Source organism: Thalassobellus sediminis (assembly GCF_044386045.1).
Lineage (GTDB): Bacteria > Bacteroidota > Bacteroidia > Flavobacteriales > Flavobacteriaceae > Thalassobellus > Thalassobellus sediminis.
On record NZ_JBISCD010000040.1, the window covers coordinates 2,087,888 to 2,104,620 of the forward strand.

The 16,733-nt window shown below is 31.6% G+C and carries 13 protein-coding genes; 7 read left to right on the forward strand and 6 right to left on the reverse strand.

Annotated features, from left to right (window positions below):
* The first annotated feature begins 53 nt into the window (after positions 1 to 53).
* On the forward strand, positions 54 to 671 hold the full coding sequence (locus ACH5TW_RS15805) for a hypothetical protein (protein ID WP_439337470.1): 618 nt from the start codon (positions 54 to 56) through the stop codon (positions 669 to 671).
* Here the strand turns inward: ACH5TW_RS15805 and argE are convergent.
* Positions 668 to 1,828 (reverse strand): acetylornithine deacetylase, encoded by a 1,161-nt coding sequence (gene argE, locus ACH5TW_RS15810; protein WP_439337471.1) that lies wholly within the window; start codon positions 1,826 to 1,828, stop codon positions 668 to 670. The two genes, ACH5TW_RS15805 and argE, sit on opposite strands and share 4 nt — an antisense overlap.
* A 22-nt stretch (positions 1,829 to 1,850) precedes the next feature.
* Positions 1,851 to 3,092 carry a peptidase T gene (gene pepT, locus ACH5TW_RS15815; RefSeq protein WP_439337472.1) on the reverse strand — a complete coding sequence of 414 codons (1,242 nt, stop codon included), beginning with the start codon at positions 3,090 to 3,092 and terminating at the stop codon, positions 1,851 to 1,853.
* A gap of 137 nt (positions 3,093 to 3,229) precedes the next feature.
* Between pepT and ACH5TW_RS15820 the strand changes: the two genes are divergently transcribed.
* Positions 3,230 to 4,261, forward strand: coding sequence for a quinone-dependent dihydroorotate dehydrogenase (locus tag ACH5TW_RS15820; RefSeq protein ID WP_439337473.1), 1,032 nt, complete (start codon positions 3,230 to 3,232; stop codon positions 4,259 to 4,261).
* Positions 4,262 to 4,267: 6 nt separating this feature from the next.
* Here the strand turns inward: ACH5TW_RS15820 and ACH5TW_RS15825 are convergent, their stop codons facing one another.
* Together ACH5TW_RS15825 and ACH5TW_RS15830 are read right to left on the reverse strand one after the other, a co-directional pair.
* Positions 4,268 to 6,013, reverse strand: coding sequence for a T9SS type A sorting domain-containing protein (locus ACH5TW_RS15825; protein ID WP_439337474.1), 1,746 nt, complete (start codon positions 6,011 to 6,013; stop codon positions 4,268 to 4,270).
* A 282-nt stretch (positions 6,014 to 6,295) separates the two neighbouring features.
* Positions 6,296 to 7,237: a T9SS type A sorting domain-containing protein gene (locus ACH5TW_RS15830; protein ID WP_439337475.1), complete on the reverse strand. Its 942-nt coding sequence runs from the start codon at positions 7,235 to 7,237 to the stop codon at positions 6,296 to 6,298.
* Between the two features lie 93 nt (positions 7,238 to 7,330).
* On the opposite strand from ACH5TW_RS15830, the gene ACH5TW_RS15835 reads away from it, so the two are divergent.
* The 5 genes from ACH5TW_RS15835 to guaB all read left to right on the forward strand — a co-directional run bounded on the left by ACH5TW_RS15835 (position 7,331) and on the right by guaB (position 12,367).
* The gene (locus tag ACH5TW_RS15835) at positions 7,331 to 8,194 is read left to right on the forward strand and encodes a hydroxymethylglutaryl-CoA lyase (RefSeq protein ID WP_439337476.1); all 864 of its coding nucleotides are present in this window, start codon (positions 7,331 to 7,333) and stop codon (positions 8,192 to 8,194) included.
* 169 nt (positions 8,195 to 8,363) lie between these two features.
* The gene (locus ACH5TW_RS15840) at positions 8,364 to 9,542 is read left to right on the forward strand and encodes a porin (protein WP_439337477.1); all 1,179 of its coding nucleotides are present in this window, start codon (positions 8,364 to 8,366) and stop codon (positions 9,540 to 9,542) included.
* 244 nt (positions 9,543 to 9,786) lie between these two features.
* Entirely contained in the window at positions 9,787 to 10,314 is a 528-nt protein-coding gene (locus tag ACH5TW_RS15845) for an FMN-binding protein (RefSeq protein ID WP_439337478.1), read from the forward strand.
* On the forward strand, positions 10,315 to 10,809 hold the full coding sequence (locus ACH5TW_RS15850) for an Aq_1264-related membrane protein (protein WP_439337479.1): 495 nt from the start codon (positions 10,315 to 10,317) through the stop codon (positions 10,807 to 10,809).
* 85 nt (positions 10,810 to 10,894) lie between these two features.
* Positions 10,895 to 12,367 (forward strand): IMP dehydrogenase, encoded by a 1,473-nt coding sequence (gene guaB, locus ACH5TW_RS15855; RefSeq protein ID WP_439337480.1) that lies wholly within the window; start codon positions 10,895 to 10,897, stop codon positions 12,365 to 12,367.
* Positions 12,368 to 12,469: 102 nt separating this feature from the next.
* Here guaB and ACH5TW_RS15860 read toward each other — a convergent pair whose 3' ends face one another.
* Positions 12,470 to 12,985 carry a hypothetical protein gene (locus tag ACH5TW_RS15860; RefSeq protein ID WP_439337481.1) on the reverse strand — a complete coding sequence of 172 codons (516 nt, stop codon included), beginning with the start codon at positions 12,983 to 12,985 and terminating at the stop codon, positions 12,470 to 12,472.
* A 243-nt stretch (positions 12,986 to 13,228) separates the two neighbouring features.
* Positions 13,229 to 16,708 (reverse strand): FIDD domain-containing protein, encoded by a 3,480-nt coding sequence (locus ACH5TW_RS15865; RefSeq protein WP_439337482.1) that lies wholly within the window; start codon positions 16,706 to 16,708, stop codon positions 13,229 to 13,231.
* Positions 16,709 to 16,733 lie beyond the last annotated feature (25 nt).

A 16,733-nucleotide genomic window follows, 5' to 3' on the forward strand; every position in this document is an offset into this window, starting at 1 on the left:
ATACAAAAAGTAGCTAAAAAGAAAGGCTTTAAATTAATATTACCTCCCTGAAAATGAAATATAAAAATAGATTATCGGAAGATGAGTGGCTAGATTTGTTAAAAAACGCTATTAATGAAGGTGTTGCTATTCAGGTAAATCACAGGTTTAAATATAAAAACAGAAGCTTAGGAACTTTTTTAACATCGGCTAAAAGAAAAAATAAAACTGAATTAATAAAGAAAATTGAGAGTTTAGGTGTTAATTATAAAATGCATAGTAAGAATCCTGAAGATTACTTAGAAAAATTCACGACACAACTTTCATTAGACATAAAGCCTAATAAGCAAGCATATATCACAAGGTTTAATTCTTATGTTTTACCAAAAAAAGATATTTTAAAACAACAAACTATTAAAAAACTTGATAGGGTTTGGAAAAAAAAGTTTGGGGATATTAGAAAATGGGAAAAACCAGAAACCAATATTGATAGAATTCAGAGATGGAAAGAATTTAGATATGATGAAATTAAAAACCCAGACGGAAAATGGTTTGATTATAAATCAAGAATGGGGAAATTGTATGCTTGGGTATACCTTAGAAAAACAGGTAAACATAAAATGAGTTTAATTTCAGAGCATTTTAATAAAAAGGAACTAGTTGAATTGGAAAAGGAAGGTTTTAAAATCTAAGAGGATACAGAAAAAAGACTTATAAGATTATTTAATATCTCTACATAGTTTGTTAATTGCTCTTTACTAATAAACTCATTTGCTCTATGTGCTTGGTCAATAGATCCAGGACCACAAACAATACTTTGTAAGCCAGCTTCATTAAATTGTCCTGCTTCCGATGCGTATGCTACGGTTCCAATATGCGTATTAGCGTTTATTTTCCTCATCAATTTAACAATACCTGCATTCTCGTCGGTTGAAAAACTAGGTACAGGAGCGTGAATTTCTTCAGTTTCAATTTTAAAATCGGGAAATATAGGTTTTAATTCGTCTGTTCTTTTATCACAATGTGTTTTGAATTCATTAATAATTTCTGATAAATTGTCATTAGGAATCACTCTCGCGTCCCAAGAAAAATAAGCTTTATCAGCAATAACGTTTGGAGCAATTCCTCCATGAATAATTCCAGTATGTAATGAGGAGTGCGGTGGTATAAAACGATTGTCAATACTGCCGGAATCTACCAATACATTCATTTTATTTTCTAGCCATAAAATTAAACGAGCAGCTTCATTAATGGCACTCACTTCTTTTCTAATACCGCTACTATGTCCTGCAGAACCATTTACTTTTGTATTATATAAGCAGATGCCTTTATGCCCAATAATAGGCTGTAATAATGTAGGTTCGCCTATTATAGCATATTTTGGTGTTTCAGGATAATGATTTAATAAATGCGCAATTAAATCGGGAGCTCCTAAGCAGCCTATTTCTTCATCATAAGAAAAAGCAAAGTAGATAGGCTTTTTTAAATCGGCTTTAGCTAACCTAGGTAAAACACTTAAACAACAAGCTATAAAGCCTTTCATATCGCAAGAACCTCTACCGTATAATTTACCATCTCCTTTATCGGTTAAAATAAACGGATCTGTTTCCCAATCTTGTCCTTTTACAGGGACAACATCCGTATGTCCAGATAAAATAATACCACCGTTTTTAGACGGCCCAATTCTACAATGTAAGGAAGCTTTGTCACCTTTTTTATTTGGAACTAATGTGCATGTTATGCCAAATGATTCTATATATGATTTAATCCAATGAATTATAGATATATTACTTTCTCCACCTAAAACAGGAAAGGAGACAAGTTTTGACAATATAGATTCAATAGTCATTAAAGAAGGTGTGCTAATTATTTTATGATTGTTTTTGTGCTGTTAATTCTGCAATTTTACAAATAACTTCAGTAGCTTTAATAATACTTTCTACTGGTACATATTCATAGCGTCCATGAAAATTATGGCCACCAGCAAATATATTAGGACAAGGTAACCCCATATAACTTAGTTGAGATCCGTCAGTACCACCACGAATAGCTTTAATTAAAGGCGTAATTCCTATTTGTTTCATAGCTTCTTCTGCAATATCAACAATATGCATAACAGGTTCTACTTTCTCTTTCATATTGTAATACTGATCTTTAATCTCAGTTACAATAACTTCTCTGCCATATTGAGAATTAAGCTCGTTGGTTAGTTTTGTCATTACTTCTTTTCTGGCTTCAAAATGACCTCTATCGTGATCACGAATAATATATTCTAAAGTCGTTTCTTCTACATCACCTTTAATGTTATGTAAATGGAAAAAACCTTCGTAACCTGTTGTATGTTCGGGTGTTTCCATACGAGGAAGCGAGTTTATAAACTCTTGAGCAATGTACATAGAGTTAATCATTTTTCCTTTAGCATAACCAGGGTGTACAATTTTACCTTTCACTTTTACTACAGCTCCAGCAGCATTAAAATTTTCATATTCTAATTCACCTATCTGGCTACCATCCATAGTGTAAGCCCAATCGGCTCCAAATTTTTCAACATCAAACTTATGTGCACCTCTACCAATCTCTTCGTCTGGCGTAAAACCAACACGTATTTTCCCATGTTTAATTTCAGGATGATTAACTAGGTATTCCATTGCCGATACGATTTCGCAAATACCTGCTTTGTCATCGGCTCCTAAAAGTGTAGTGCCATCAGTGGTTATTAAAGTTTGCCCTTTATATTGTAGTAAATCTTCAAAATAATCGGGCGATAGAATAATGTTTTCAGTGTCATTTAAAACAATATCTTTTCCATTGTAATTTTCAATAATTTGAGGTTTTACATTGGCGCCAGTAAAATCTGGAGAGGTATCAAAATGAGAAATAAAGCCAATTGTTGGTACGTCATGATTAACATTACTTGGTAGCGTTGCCATAATGTATGCATTTTCGTCAATATTTACTTCTTGTAAGCCAATAGCTTTAAGTTCTTCGGCCAGTTTATTAGCTAAATCCCATTGCTTATTTGTGCTAGGAGTTGTATTTGAATTTGGGTCAGATTCTGTGTCAACAGTAACGTAACTTATAAAGCGTTTTATAATGTGTTCTTTTGAAATCATTAATTATAAAAATTTAAGGGTTTGAGTGAATTAAATAAACACTCTAAATACGAACTCAAAAATACGACTAATAATTTTTTTGTCTTTTGAATTGTTCATTTTTTTATTTAGAAGTACTTTTGCACAAATAATACCAGATGTATAAATTACTGTTAAGACCATTCTTTTTTCTTTTCGATCCAGAAAAAATTCACCATTTCACTTTTTCTTTAATAAAATTCACTTGTAAAATCCCTGGTTTTTCTGCCATATTTAGAAGTTTATATGTGATTGATGATAAAAAGCTAGAACGTAAATTATTTGGGTTGACTTTTAAAAATCCTGTTGGATTAGCAGCAGGTTTCGATAAAAATGCAGTGCTTTATAATGAATTAGCAAATTTTGGATTTGGTTTTATAGAAATTGGTACTGTAACACCAAAAGCCCAAGCTGGAAATCCTAAAAAACGATTATTTCGTTTAAAAGATGATCAAGGTATTATAAACCGTATGGGGTTTAATAACGAAGGTGTTGAAACTGCAATAACGCAATTAAAAAAGAATCAAGGCAAATTAATTATAGGAGGGAATATTGGTAAGAATACCGATACGAAGCCCGAAGATTATACTAAAGATTATTTAGAGTGTTTTAATGCATTGCATCCTTATGTAGATTATTTTGTGCTAAATGTAAGTTGTCCTAATGTTGGTAGTCATGCTAAATTAAATGATAAAGATTATTTAGAAGAATTAATTGGAGCTGTACAAAAAGCGAATACTACTTTTGAAAGTCAGAAACCTATTCTTTTAAAAATTGCTCCCGATTTAAATAACAATCAATTAGATGAAATTATTGAGTTAGTTTCAACTACAAATTTAGATGGTGTTATTGCAAGTAATACATCGACTGATAGAAGTGATTTAAAAGCCTCTAAAGAACAGCTTGAAAGTATTGGAAATGGTGGTTTAAGCGGAAAGCCTATAAGCAATAAAAGTACACAGGTTATTAAATACTTATCTGAAAAGAGTAAAAAAGCATTCCCAATTATTGGTGTTGGGGGCATTCATTCTGCAGAAGATGCTCTTGAAAAAATAGCTGCTGGTGCCGATTTAGTACAGGTTTATACTGGTTTTATTTATGAGGGACCTAGTTTGGTTAAAAAGATAAATAAAGCTGTCCTTAAATCTTAAAAAGGTTTATTTTATAATCTTCTTTACTGTTTTAGAATGAGAATTACTAACAGTAAGCAAATAGGTTCCTGAAGATAAACTACTCACGTCAATAGGTTGTTTTGTTACTGTTCCTGTTAAAAACGTTTGACCATATACATCGGAAATACGATACTGAGTGATTTCACTTGGTGAATTGGTTGTAATATTTATTACACCATTTTTAACCGGGTTAGGAAATGCTTTAGCCTTTAGATTACTCGATATTGGTACGTCTATAGTTTTAATAAAAATATTATCAATAGCAATATCAGCATCCCAACTATCACCACGAACCGCTCTAAATCTAACTTTTACAGTTTGATTTGTATATGCCGATAAGTTTATTGTTTTAGATAAAAAATCATCACTTTGATTAGTTTGTTGGTTGCCATAAAGAGGGGCGATAATATCATTAACATAACCTGCTTCTGTAATTAAATCTATGTGTAATGCTCCCATATGTTCTCCAAACATATGGTATGAAAAGTCTAATGCAGAGTTTTCATTAACAACGTTTATACAAGGAGAAGTAAATTCTGCTACATCACCCGGTTTTGCTCCAGAAGCTTCTGCATATATATAGGTGTTGGATTTATTATTAGATAATTTTTGTAAAAGAGGACCTGTTTCATTTGAAGCAGTTTCTCCTTTGTTTAATAACCAATTATATCCGTTTTCAGATGCATCTTTGATGGTCCAATTTAAATCGCTAAGCAAATTAGAATTTTCAAAATCTTCACTAAAATTTGTTGTTGATTCTCCAACTTTAATAAGTTTTGAAAATGTTTTTGTAATAGTTTTAGACTTGTTTGAAACAGTAAGAGTTACATCATAAATGCCTTGAGTATAAGTATGGGTGATTTCTTTTGTGTTATAGTCTACAACGCCATCACTATCAATATCCCATTCCCATTTAGTTATATTGTCACAATTACTTTTTAAGTTAACAGTGAGTGTATCATCACAAGTTTGAGAACTATCAACAGTAAAGTTTGCATTAAATGACTCGCAAGCTAAATAACTTTTTGTAGTCTGGTAAAAAGCGTACATACGTGCCAATTGCTGAGGGGTGAAATGATTTCTACAAGCTTTTCTAGAATACGACATGATATTTTCTGTGTCAGGCGTATATTTCTCTCCATTAGCATCAGTTGTATTACCTGTGTATTCGCAAAAATTATTAATGTTAGCTGTTGATAATCCTGGATCTGCAGGTGTGTCACAAATACCATCACCATCGGTATCACAATTACTTCCATCTACTAATTCAGTAGTGGTATCATTTGGACCATGAGTGTGTATTAATGAGAAAAAATGTCCCATTTCATGAATTAAAGATGAATTGTTTTTAGCGCAATTATTATTTATTATAATAACATCTTTTCTGCCTTCGTTATCTGAGTATCCACAAATACTTTCATTGGAAGAATTTTTAATAGAATGAGTAAAATAAATATTTATAACTCCCGGGGAATTATATTTTTCTATTAAGTTTATTTCATCACCTTTTTTTATATGAACTATTTCATCATTATTAATGTAGTTAATATTGTCACACAAAAAAAACGATATGAAAGCTTCAGCATAAGTAGCATTTAAATTATCAATAGCCTTATTAATTTCAGAATTACTAATTCCACTTGAGCCATTAGTATATCTTAAAACATGTGCTTTAATTGGAATAGAATTAATAATTTTAGCATTACTGCTTTTATTATTAGTACTACTCATTTTTTTTTGAAAAAAAGTTTGTTCGTATTCTTTAATTTGAGTTTTAATCCTTTTTAGGTATTCAAGTGATTTTTCTGAAGTAATAGTCCCACATGTTTTAGTTTCGATTTGAGAATACGAAAAATTGCAAAATACAATTAAAAGCGTTAGTAGGAATTTGGTAGTTATATATTTAAAAACATTCATTTGGGGAAAAACATTTTTTAAATGTACCCGTTAATGAATTTTGTAAAAAATAAAAACGTTAAAGCGTAGGATTTTAACGCTAATATTGCATTTGTGTTAGTTAATAATAATTTTTTCAGTTTTAGAGTTGCCATTTTTAGCGTATAAACGAAGTAAATAAACACCTTTACTTAGTGAAGATAAATCAATTTCTAATTTATTTATTCTATTATTTATAATAGTATTATTTACTAAACGTCCTAATATATTATAAATCTCAATAGCTTTTAAATTGACATTTTTAGTATTAGAAATAGTGAGTTTGTTTTTAGTAGGATTAGGAAAAATTTTGAAGCTTTCAACTGATTTAGATGACTGGATATTAAGTGTAGATGAATTATAAGTAAAAGTTAGTGTGCCAATTCTATTTGCATTAAAAGGAAGTATATTTGATAAACTAGTAATAACACCTTGAGGATTCGTTTCAGGGTTGCTTAAAGAGTATGTGTTCCCATCTTCAGTACCAGCATCGTAAGGATATAAATCGATGGTGAAAGTTTCTTTCCAGCCATTATTAATGTTAATGTTTCCAGATCTTAAATTTATACCATTAACACCTATAAACCAATCTGGACTTGGTGCGATCATTGAAGCTAAAGTTATTAAAGAAAAATCTTCACTAACAGTTAGATTATTTATACTTATTGTGCCTTTTGCAGAACCTAACTCCGAACCAGATACGTACTGGTCGGCATCATTATTAGTATTTACTTCTGTTTGAAAAGTGCTTGTGCTTCCGGTTTCAGCGATTGATTTAATACCTGCGGAAGCAGTACCATTTAACATAAAAAAAGTGTTTTCTGTTTTATGTGTTGCTCCAACTAATTGCGACCAATGGGCAGAACTAGGTAAATCAATAATACTAATACCTGTAGTAGGGTTGTTTATTTCAGATTCCCATAAACTTTCAAAAACAATATCATAGTTAGCTATACTTTGACTAAAAGCATAAGAGGAAAATAAAAGGAAAAAAAACAGATTGCAAGTAAAAGTTTTCATGAAGTAAAATATGTTGATTTACATTTATGTCGTTAAACATAATTGCGTCTTACAAAATAATAGTATTTTTATTGCCATATTTAGGAAGTATACATGACTAATCAAGTTAAAATTATTGAGTGCCCACGTGATGCTATGCAAGGAATTAAACAGTTCATTCCAACAGAGCAAAAAGTTCAATATATTCAGTCATTATTACGAGTAGGGTTTGATACAATTGATTTTGGAAGTTTTGTATCTCCTAAAGCCATTCCTCAAATGGTTGATACTGCCGAAGTATTATCTAAATTAGATTTAAGTAAAACCAAAAGTAAACTCTTAGCTATAGTTGCAAATACAAGAGGAGCAGAATCTGCTTCATTACACTCTGAGATAGAGTATTTGGGTTATCCGTTTTCAATATCTGAAAACTTCCAGATGCGTAATACGCATAAAACCATAGCGCAATCTGTAATAACGCTTTCTGAAATTTTAGAAATAGCTAATAATTCAAATAAAGAAGTTGTTGTTTATATATCTATGGGTTTTGGAAACCCGTATGGAGATCCTTGGAATGTTGATATAGTAGGAGAGTGGACAGAAAAATTATCAAAAATGGGTGTTAAGATTCTATCGTTAAGCGATACCGTTGGAAATTCAAATCCAGAAAGTATCAATTATTTATTTTCAAACTTAATTCCTTTATACTCCCACATAGAATTTGGTGCACATTTGCACACTACACCATCTTCTTGGTTTGAAAAAGTTGATGCAGCTTATAAGGCAGGTTGTTTACGATTTGATGGAGCTATTCAAGGGTTTGGTGGGTGTCCCATGGCAAAAGATGAGTTAACTGGTAATATGCCAACAGAGAAATTATTATCCTATTTTACTTCTAAAAAAGAGAACAACCTTAATGCGCTTAGTTTTGAGAGTGCTTACAATGAAGCCTCTAAAATATTCTTAAATTATCATTAGTTTTTCTGTTTAAACTACTTCAGACAGTTGTTTTGTATTTATTATACAGAATTATTTAAATTTAATCTAAATAAAATTTGCCCAAGTAATTATGTGTTTTATATTTGCATCTTTAAAACATAAATTATTTATAATTAGTCTAAATAAAGACGATTAATTAAATCAACTAATGAAAAAACTAGCCTTATTTATTTCAATTCTTGCATCATCTTTTATTACAGCACAAACTGTTCAGGATTCGATAACTTTCGATCCTCAAAAACAATTAAATGCCGCACAACGTATTTTATCAGGAAATTATGGAAAAGCTGTAACAGTAGGAGCATATGGAGAATTAACTTATAATCAGCCAGAAAGCAATAATGGGGAATTAGATGTTCAACGATTGGTATTACTTTTTGGTTATAAGTTCAACGATAAAACACAATTTGTAACTGAGGTAGAATTTGAACATGTTGAAGAGGTTTTTATAGAACAAGCTTTTGTTAATTATGTAATAGCACCAAATGTTAGTTTACGTGGTGGTTTAATGTTAGTGCCTTTTGGAATTGTTAATGAATTTCATGAGCCAACCACTTTTAATGGTGTTGAAAGGCCTACTATAGATAATGTAATAATACCTACTACTTGGAGAGAAATTGGTGTTGGTGTATCGGGTAGATTTAATGAAATTTCATTAGGATATCAAGCTTATGTATTTAATGGCTTTAAGTCTACTTCTTTTGATGGAGCAGGTGGTGTAAATGGTTATTTAAAAGGATCAAATGGATTACGTGGTGGTCGCCAAAAGGCCATTAAATCTACAGTAGATAGTCCAACACTTTCCTTAAAATTCGATTATTATGGAGTTCCAGGATTACGTTTAGGGCTTTCAGGTTATTTTGGAGACACACAAGCTGAAGATGATGTTGAAACTATTGATGGCGCTAATATTGGAATATCTATGATTGGTTTAGATGCTCGATATGCATATCAACGTTTTACAGCACGAGGGCAATATGTGCACGGATCATTATCTGGTACAGAAGCTTATAATACTTTAACAGGAAAAGATTTGGGAAGCGAATTACAAGGTTGGTATATAGAAGCAGCATATAATTTGTTACCTCAAGAAAAAAGTCAGCGTTTATTTGCCTTTGCAAGATATGAGCAATATGATACACATGCCAATACCGCTGGAAGTTTGTTAAGAAACGATGCTTATAATAGAAATGATTTAACTACAGGGTTAAGTTATCATATAGCGCCAGGTGTAGTTTTTAAAGCAGATTATCAGTTTAGAGATAATGCAGTTTCTGGATCAGATGTTCAAAACAGACTTAATTTTGGAATAGGAGTTTGGTTCTAAGATAATTAGTGCGTTTCCCTATCGGATCGGGCTTTATTCGTTGATTAAAATTTAAAATTTTTGAACTCATGAATATATTTCTGCTGCAGTCGATTCCCAATAAAAAACCAATAGAGGATCAATAAAGCTTCAAATGAATATTCCCGATTTCTGTTTAATAAATTAGAATTGAAGACTTAATCCCTAAAGAAAGGAAACCAAACAACTTAGTTGTCAGAACAAGAAAAAATAATACTTTTGCAATATGAGTTTTAAACATATTTTATTCCCGATTATTACTTTTGTTTTGTTATCTTTTGGTTTACCAAAAAATGTACAAAAAAAGGTTGATAAAGAAATAAAAGAGATATTTACTATAGAATCGTTTAGTTTTAATGAGGTTGTTTTGTCTAATAAAATTGCGGATAGCTTACCTTCAAAATTCAACAATAGCAACTTGTTTAAAATAGAGTCTGAAAATCAACTTTTAGGTTATGCTTATTTGTCTCAAGCACCAAGTAAAACAGCCGAATTTGACTATTTAGTTTTACTAGATAAAGATTTAATTATAATAAAAACTAAAGTGCTTTTTTATAGAGAAGAATATGGTGGCGAAATAGGAAGTAAACGTTGGCTGAAACAATTTATAGGTAAAACTCATAATGATAGTTTAAGTTATAGCGATAATATAGTTGCCATTTCAGGAGCAACAATCTCAGTTCGTTCTATGACAAATGCTATGAATGATTTTCTTAAATCATTAAAAATATTGCACACTAAAAATATCCTGTAAATGCAATTAAACGGACTTATACATACGTTACCAAAAGAAATTAAATTATTAATTGCTGCGTTTGTTATTGTATTAAGTGTCGGTTTTTATACAGGGTTATTATTTGTTAGCGAAACTTCAACAGCAAATCCAAATGGTATTGAAGAGCAATATTTAGGAAACGAAGACGATGAAAATGCTCAGGTAATGCGCTTTAAAAAAAGTGATAAAGAAATGCTCACGTTGGTTCATAATCATATCTTATCCATGTCTATTATTTTCTTTTTATTAGGGCTTATTGTATCTACCACAAAGCTTAATAATAAGTTAAAACTAATTTTAATAGTGGAGCCTTTTGCTTCCGTAATTCTTACTTTCGGAGGTCTTTATTTATTATGGACTGGTTTACTTTGGATGAAATATATTGTTATGATTTCGGGTATATTAATGACGCTTACTTTTACTGTATCTATAGTTGTTATTTTAAGTCAACTTCTTCAGAAAAAGACAGTATAGATTCTATAAAAAACTTAACAATTAATTATATATAAACAAGTCAATAAAATTGTATATTTGCACGCAATTATAATCTAATTGCAACATGACTGCACATCAAGACAAAATTCTAGGAGAAGGTTTAACTTATGACGACGTACTTTTAGTTCCAGCTTTTTCAGAAGTTCTTCCACGAGAAGTTAATATTCAATCAAAATTCACTCGAAACATTACCATTAACGTACCTATTGTCTCTGCGGCTATGGATACAGTTACCGAAAGCAAAATGGCAATTGCCATGGCTCAAGAAGGTGGTATTGGTGTTTTACATAAAAACATGACTATTGAAGCTCAAGCTTTAAAAGTTAGAAGAGTAAAACGTGCAGAGAGTGGAATGATTATAGATCCTGTTACATTACCATTAACAGCTACAGTATTAGATGCCAAACAAAATATGGCAGAACATGGTATTGGAGGAATTCCTATTGTAGATGCCGATGGTATTTTAAAAGGTATTGTTACAAACCGTGATTTACGTTTCGAGCATGATAATAAAAGACCTATAACTGAAGTTATGACGAGTGAAAACTTAGTAACAGCTCCAGTAGGAACGTCTTTAGGTGATGCCGAATCTATTTTACAAAATTATAAAATTGAAAAGCTACTTATTGTAGATGATAATTATAAACTCTCTGGTTTAATAACTTTTAGAGATATTACTAAGCTAACATTAAAGCCAATAGCAAATAAAGATGAATTTGGACGTTTGAGAGTAGCTGCTGCTATTGGAGTAACAGGTGATGCTGTTGATAGAGCAGAAGCTCTAGTAAATGCAGGTGTTGATGCCGTTGTTATTGATACAGCGCACGGACATACAAAAGGTGTGGTGTCTGTTTTAAAAGAAATAAAAGTAAAATTCCCGCAGTTGGATGTAATTGTTGGAAACATTGCTACAGGTGCTGCTGCTAAATATTTAGTAGAAGCAGGAGCCGATGCCGTTAAAGTTGGTATTGGCCCAGGATCTATTTGTACAACACGTGTTGTTGCTGGTGTAGGTTTTCCACAATTTTCTGCGGTATTAGAAGTTGCTGCAGCTATAAAAGGAACTGGTGTTCCGGTAATTGCCGATGGTGGTATTCGTTACACAGGAGATATTCCTAAAGCCATTGCTGCTGGAGCTGATACAGTAATGTTAGGATCACTTTTAGCAGGAACCAAAGAATCTCCAGGAGAAACTATTATTTACGAAGGACGTAAATTTAAGTCTTACAGAGGTATGGGGTCTGTTGAAGCCATGAAAGAAGGTAGTAAAGATCGTTATTTTCAAGATGTAGAAGACGATATTAAAAAATTAGTACCAGAAGGTATTGTTGGTCGTGTACCCTATAAAGGTGAATTATTTGAAAGTATACATCAATTTATAGGCGGTTTACGAGCAGGTATGGGATATTGTGGAGCAAAAGATGTTGCCACATTAAAAGAAACAGGACAGTTTGTTAAAATTACTGCAAGTGGTATTAACGAAAGTCACCCACATGATGTAACTATTACAAAAGAGTCTCCTAACTATTCTAGATAGATTATAGTTGTAATAAATTAAAAAAGGCTCAAGTTTTATTGTTAAACTTGAGCCTTTTTTGTTGCTGCGTTTTATGAAAATGAGTTTTTTTTTATACGGTTGTTACAGCACGTTTTTTATTTTCCGTTTAAATTTCCGACTGTCAGAATACAATACGACAACTCCACATCTGCCATTTGTTCCATATAAGGCTGAAGCTATATCTCCTTTCAGGACTGTTATTTTGTCAATATTTTTTTCAGTTACCAATTCAAGTATTCTATTCGTTTTCGGATATTCAATTGGCTCAAGTAAATAAGCACTTTTTTTTAATCCGAGAACAAAAACAATTTTACATTCGCAATTCGCTTTTTCGAGAGATTCTTTAAATGTTTCTCCATCTTGAATAATTATTCGGCAAACAATTCGGTTATATCCATTTTGTCTTATATAAATTGAGTCAGCGTAAATTTTCTTTTTTATTTCCACAATTTGTTCCGATTCAGAAGTTAGTTTTTCAAATTCCGCAATCCATTCAGCGTTTTGCTTTTCAGTCAGAAGTGAGTCGGTTTTTATTTCCTGCGAGTAAATTGTTTTTCCGACTGTTAGAAGTAGAGCGAAAATTAATATTTGTTTCATCTTTTATTTATTTCCACCAAAGTTAAAGTCAGAATTTCCATTATAAAATTCAAAATGAGTGAATTGGTCTTTTGGTTTAGCGAAATGTTTTTCTCAAATGTGCTGTAACGGTCTAGTATAAGAATAGTAGCGGACTTTTACATACTAATTTTTCAGTTAAACACAGACCTTTTTTATATTCACTTATTCTTGTTTTAGTTATTAGACCGCTATTATTTTTATACAATGTTGGCAACTGGCTTTTTATCTTTTCAATGAGAAATGTCCAGAAAAAGTTTGACCATTACCAAGATCTGTTCTAAACCAATAATCATTTGACATCATTTGTTTACCATTATAAAGTCCATTCCATCCTAACTCATTTGCTGATATTCTAGCTAATAATTTTCCATATCTATCAAAAATTAATGTCCTTGAATTAGGGAAATGTGATATTCCTTTAATTTGCCAAAAATCATTATATCCATCGTTATTTGGCGTAAAGAATTTAGGATAATCAATTATAATTACTTCATCTGAATTTTCTCCACAACCATATTTGTCTCTTACTATTACTATATATATTCCTCCTTGAATATTTGAAAAATAATTACTGTTTTGGTAATTAATTTCATCAATTGAGTATTCAAAATCTCCATCACCAGATGCAATAATTTCAATATAATTATTTCCTAATTCTCCATAGTTTACTTGTTGTATTTCTGGTAAGACAGAACGAACGAGGTTAAAATCAAAGGAATTTTCACAAGTAATACCATTTTCAATTTGAGTAACGGTTAAAGTATAACTGCCCTCTTCAGTTATTTCTGCGCTATTTGTACTTGAAATTAGAGTTCCATCTTCAAAGAACCAATTATATGAATTGTGACCAGCACTTATATTTAATGAAATTGATGGGTCTAAATTACAAATGAAGTATTCATCTTCTAAGTTAATTTCAGGTAATTCATTTACGATTAAGTTAAAGGATGTCTCAGAATAACATATTGGATTTGAGGCATCTTCAATTCTAATATTTATGGTTTGAGAAAAAGGTTCTGTGTTTTGGAAGATTGTGGGCAGAGGACTTGGAAGGGGGTTATTATTGGAATCGAAGTACTGTATGGTTAATCCAGTTTGATTTCCAATAAGTTCTTGTTCTATAATCGATGTATTAAATTCGGCATAACCATTCCCTTGGTCACATGCATACAAATTATTAGGTTGATTTATGTTGGGTTGTGTAACAGTTTGTAATTGCAAAGTCGTTTCAGCATAACAAGTTGTATTATTAGCAGTAACCCTTACGTTTATTAATTCATTGAATGCATAGAAGTTCGTGTATGGGTTTGGCAAAGGATTTGGTAATTCGTTACCTAACTGATCAAAATAGTTTACAGATATTCCAGTTTGCCCATTCAAAACTTGACTTTCAACATTTGAGGTATCAAAATGTTCTGAAATTCCATCATTATTATCGTCACAGCCATAAATTATTTGTAATTGATTTGCTTCTGGTAAAGGATTTACTATTAAATCAAAAGTACTTTCATTATAACAATTTGTATTTGGATTGGTTATTCTGGCCGTAATAGTTTCCTGATTTGGAATGCTATTCACATAAGGATTGGGTAATGGATTAGGCAATAGAATTCCGTCACTATCATAGTACTCTATTGTCATTCCAGCTTGACCGCCCAGTGCAATGGACTCTACAGAACTTAAATTAAAGCTAGCTATACCATCGGTATTATCATCACACTCATAAAAATTATTAACAGGAAAAACTGAAGGGACTGGTTGAACGATCAAGTCAATATTAACTTGGGTGTAACAAGTGGGGCTATTGTTATTAGAGATTTGTGCAATTATTGTCTCTTGATATGGAATTGTATTTTGTATAGAATTTGAAAGAGGACTTGTTAACTGATTGCCATTTTGGTCAAAATATAAAATTTGCAATCCTGTTTGTGATCCAATAATTTCATTTTGAACATTAGAGGTGTCAAAATTTGCAAAGCCATTACCATCATCACATGCAAATAAATTACTAGGTTGATTTACACTAGGAGTCGAAATAATTTGTAATTCTAAAACGGTTTCGTCGTAAAGAAGGGATACGGGATCTGTTACGCGTATTGTTATGTTTTGACTATTAGCAGAAGTGTTTGTGAACGGATTAGACAGAGGGCTTGGTAATAAATTATTGTTTTCATCATAGTAAGTAACTATCAACCCTATTTGATTTCCTAATACCATATCTTCAACACCAAACGTATCAAAATATTCAGAATAACCATCCATATTATCGTCACAACCAATTAATGTATCGACGGGATAAGCAATAGGTTCTTCGGTTTCTTGACTGTATTTTGTAATGAAATGGTCCGCATATCCATTTGAAGTAAAATTATCAATATTGGTATCATCGGGATCAAAATCTACTGTTTCATGAAAATGACCACCTACATAAATGTTGAAAAAATCATCAATGTGTATTGTTGTTCCCATATCAGAATCAGGTCCCCCGCGTATTATTTCCCATAATAAATTACCATCTGAAGAATATTTATGAATAAAAACATCGTAGTTGGCAATAGGAATTATAGCGTTAGGGTCATATCCTATAGGGTCGAAAAGACCACCTGTTACATAAATCTCATCCGAAGTGTCTATATCTATAGACTGACCAACATCATAATAAATAGTCCCAAAGCTATTTGCCCACACAAACTCACCATTACTATCTAATTTCAATACAAAAACATCATCTTCACCGTTAGAAGTTAGATTGTATACTCCTCCATTTGGATCAAAATCTACTGATTCAGAAAAATGTCCTGTTATTATAACATTTCCGTTACTATCTATTACAGATGAAGTCGCATCGTCAATATCTGAAGCTCCAAAACCTTTATGCCATAAAAGTTCTCCATAATTGTTAAGCTTTACTATAAATGCATCCCGTGATCCGTTTGAGGTCATATTACTTATGCCAACTCCTGGGTCAAAATCACAAGTATTTTCGAAAAAGCCTGTTATGTATAAATTCTCTTGGGTATCTATATTGAGGTGTCTTCCTAAATCTAATCCGCTACCTCCAATGCTTTTTGCCCAAACAAACTCACCATTGCTATTTAGTTTTTGAATAAAAATATCGGCCCCATTGGAAGTTAAATTAAAAGTACCAGCTCCTGGATCGAAATCGACAGTGCCGCTATATAACCCAATAAGGTAAATGTTATCTGTAGCATCTACAACAACAGATGAACCAAAATCTTGACGATTACCTCCAAATACCTTTGAAAAAAGTGTGTTCCCTTGAGGGTCTAACTTAAAAATTATAATTTCATCACCAACAAAATCCGTGCTAGGAATATCAGTCCTCCCCGTAATAATTAAATTTCCAGATGAGTCTATAGTTATCGATTTTCCGTCATCATATTCAACTCCAGAGATGGATTTTGCCCAAATAAAATTCCCAAGAGGGTCTAATTTTTGGACAAAAATGTTATAATCAAACATACCACCTTCTGCAGATAAATTGAATACGTTTGGTCCAGGATCAAAATCTACAGTACCTACAAAATAGCCAGTTGAATAAGTATTTCCTAAAACATCACTTGCTAAAGAAACCAATTCTTCGTATTGTTGACTACCAGTAGTTTTAGTCCATTCGTAATTTTGGGCAACTGATTGGAAACATAGAAGAAATGAAATAAAAATAAATAAAAATATTCTCATGAATTGTGATCAAGCTTGTTGCCAA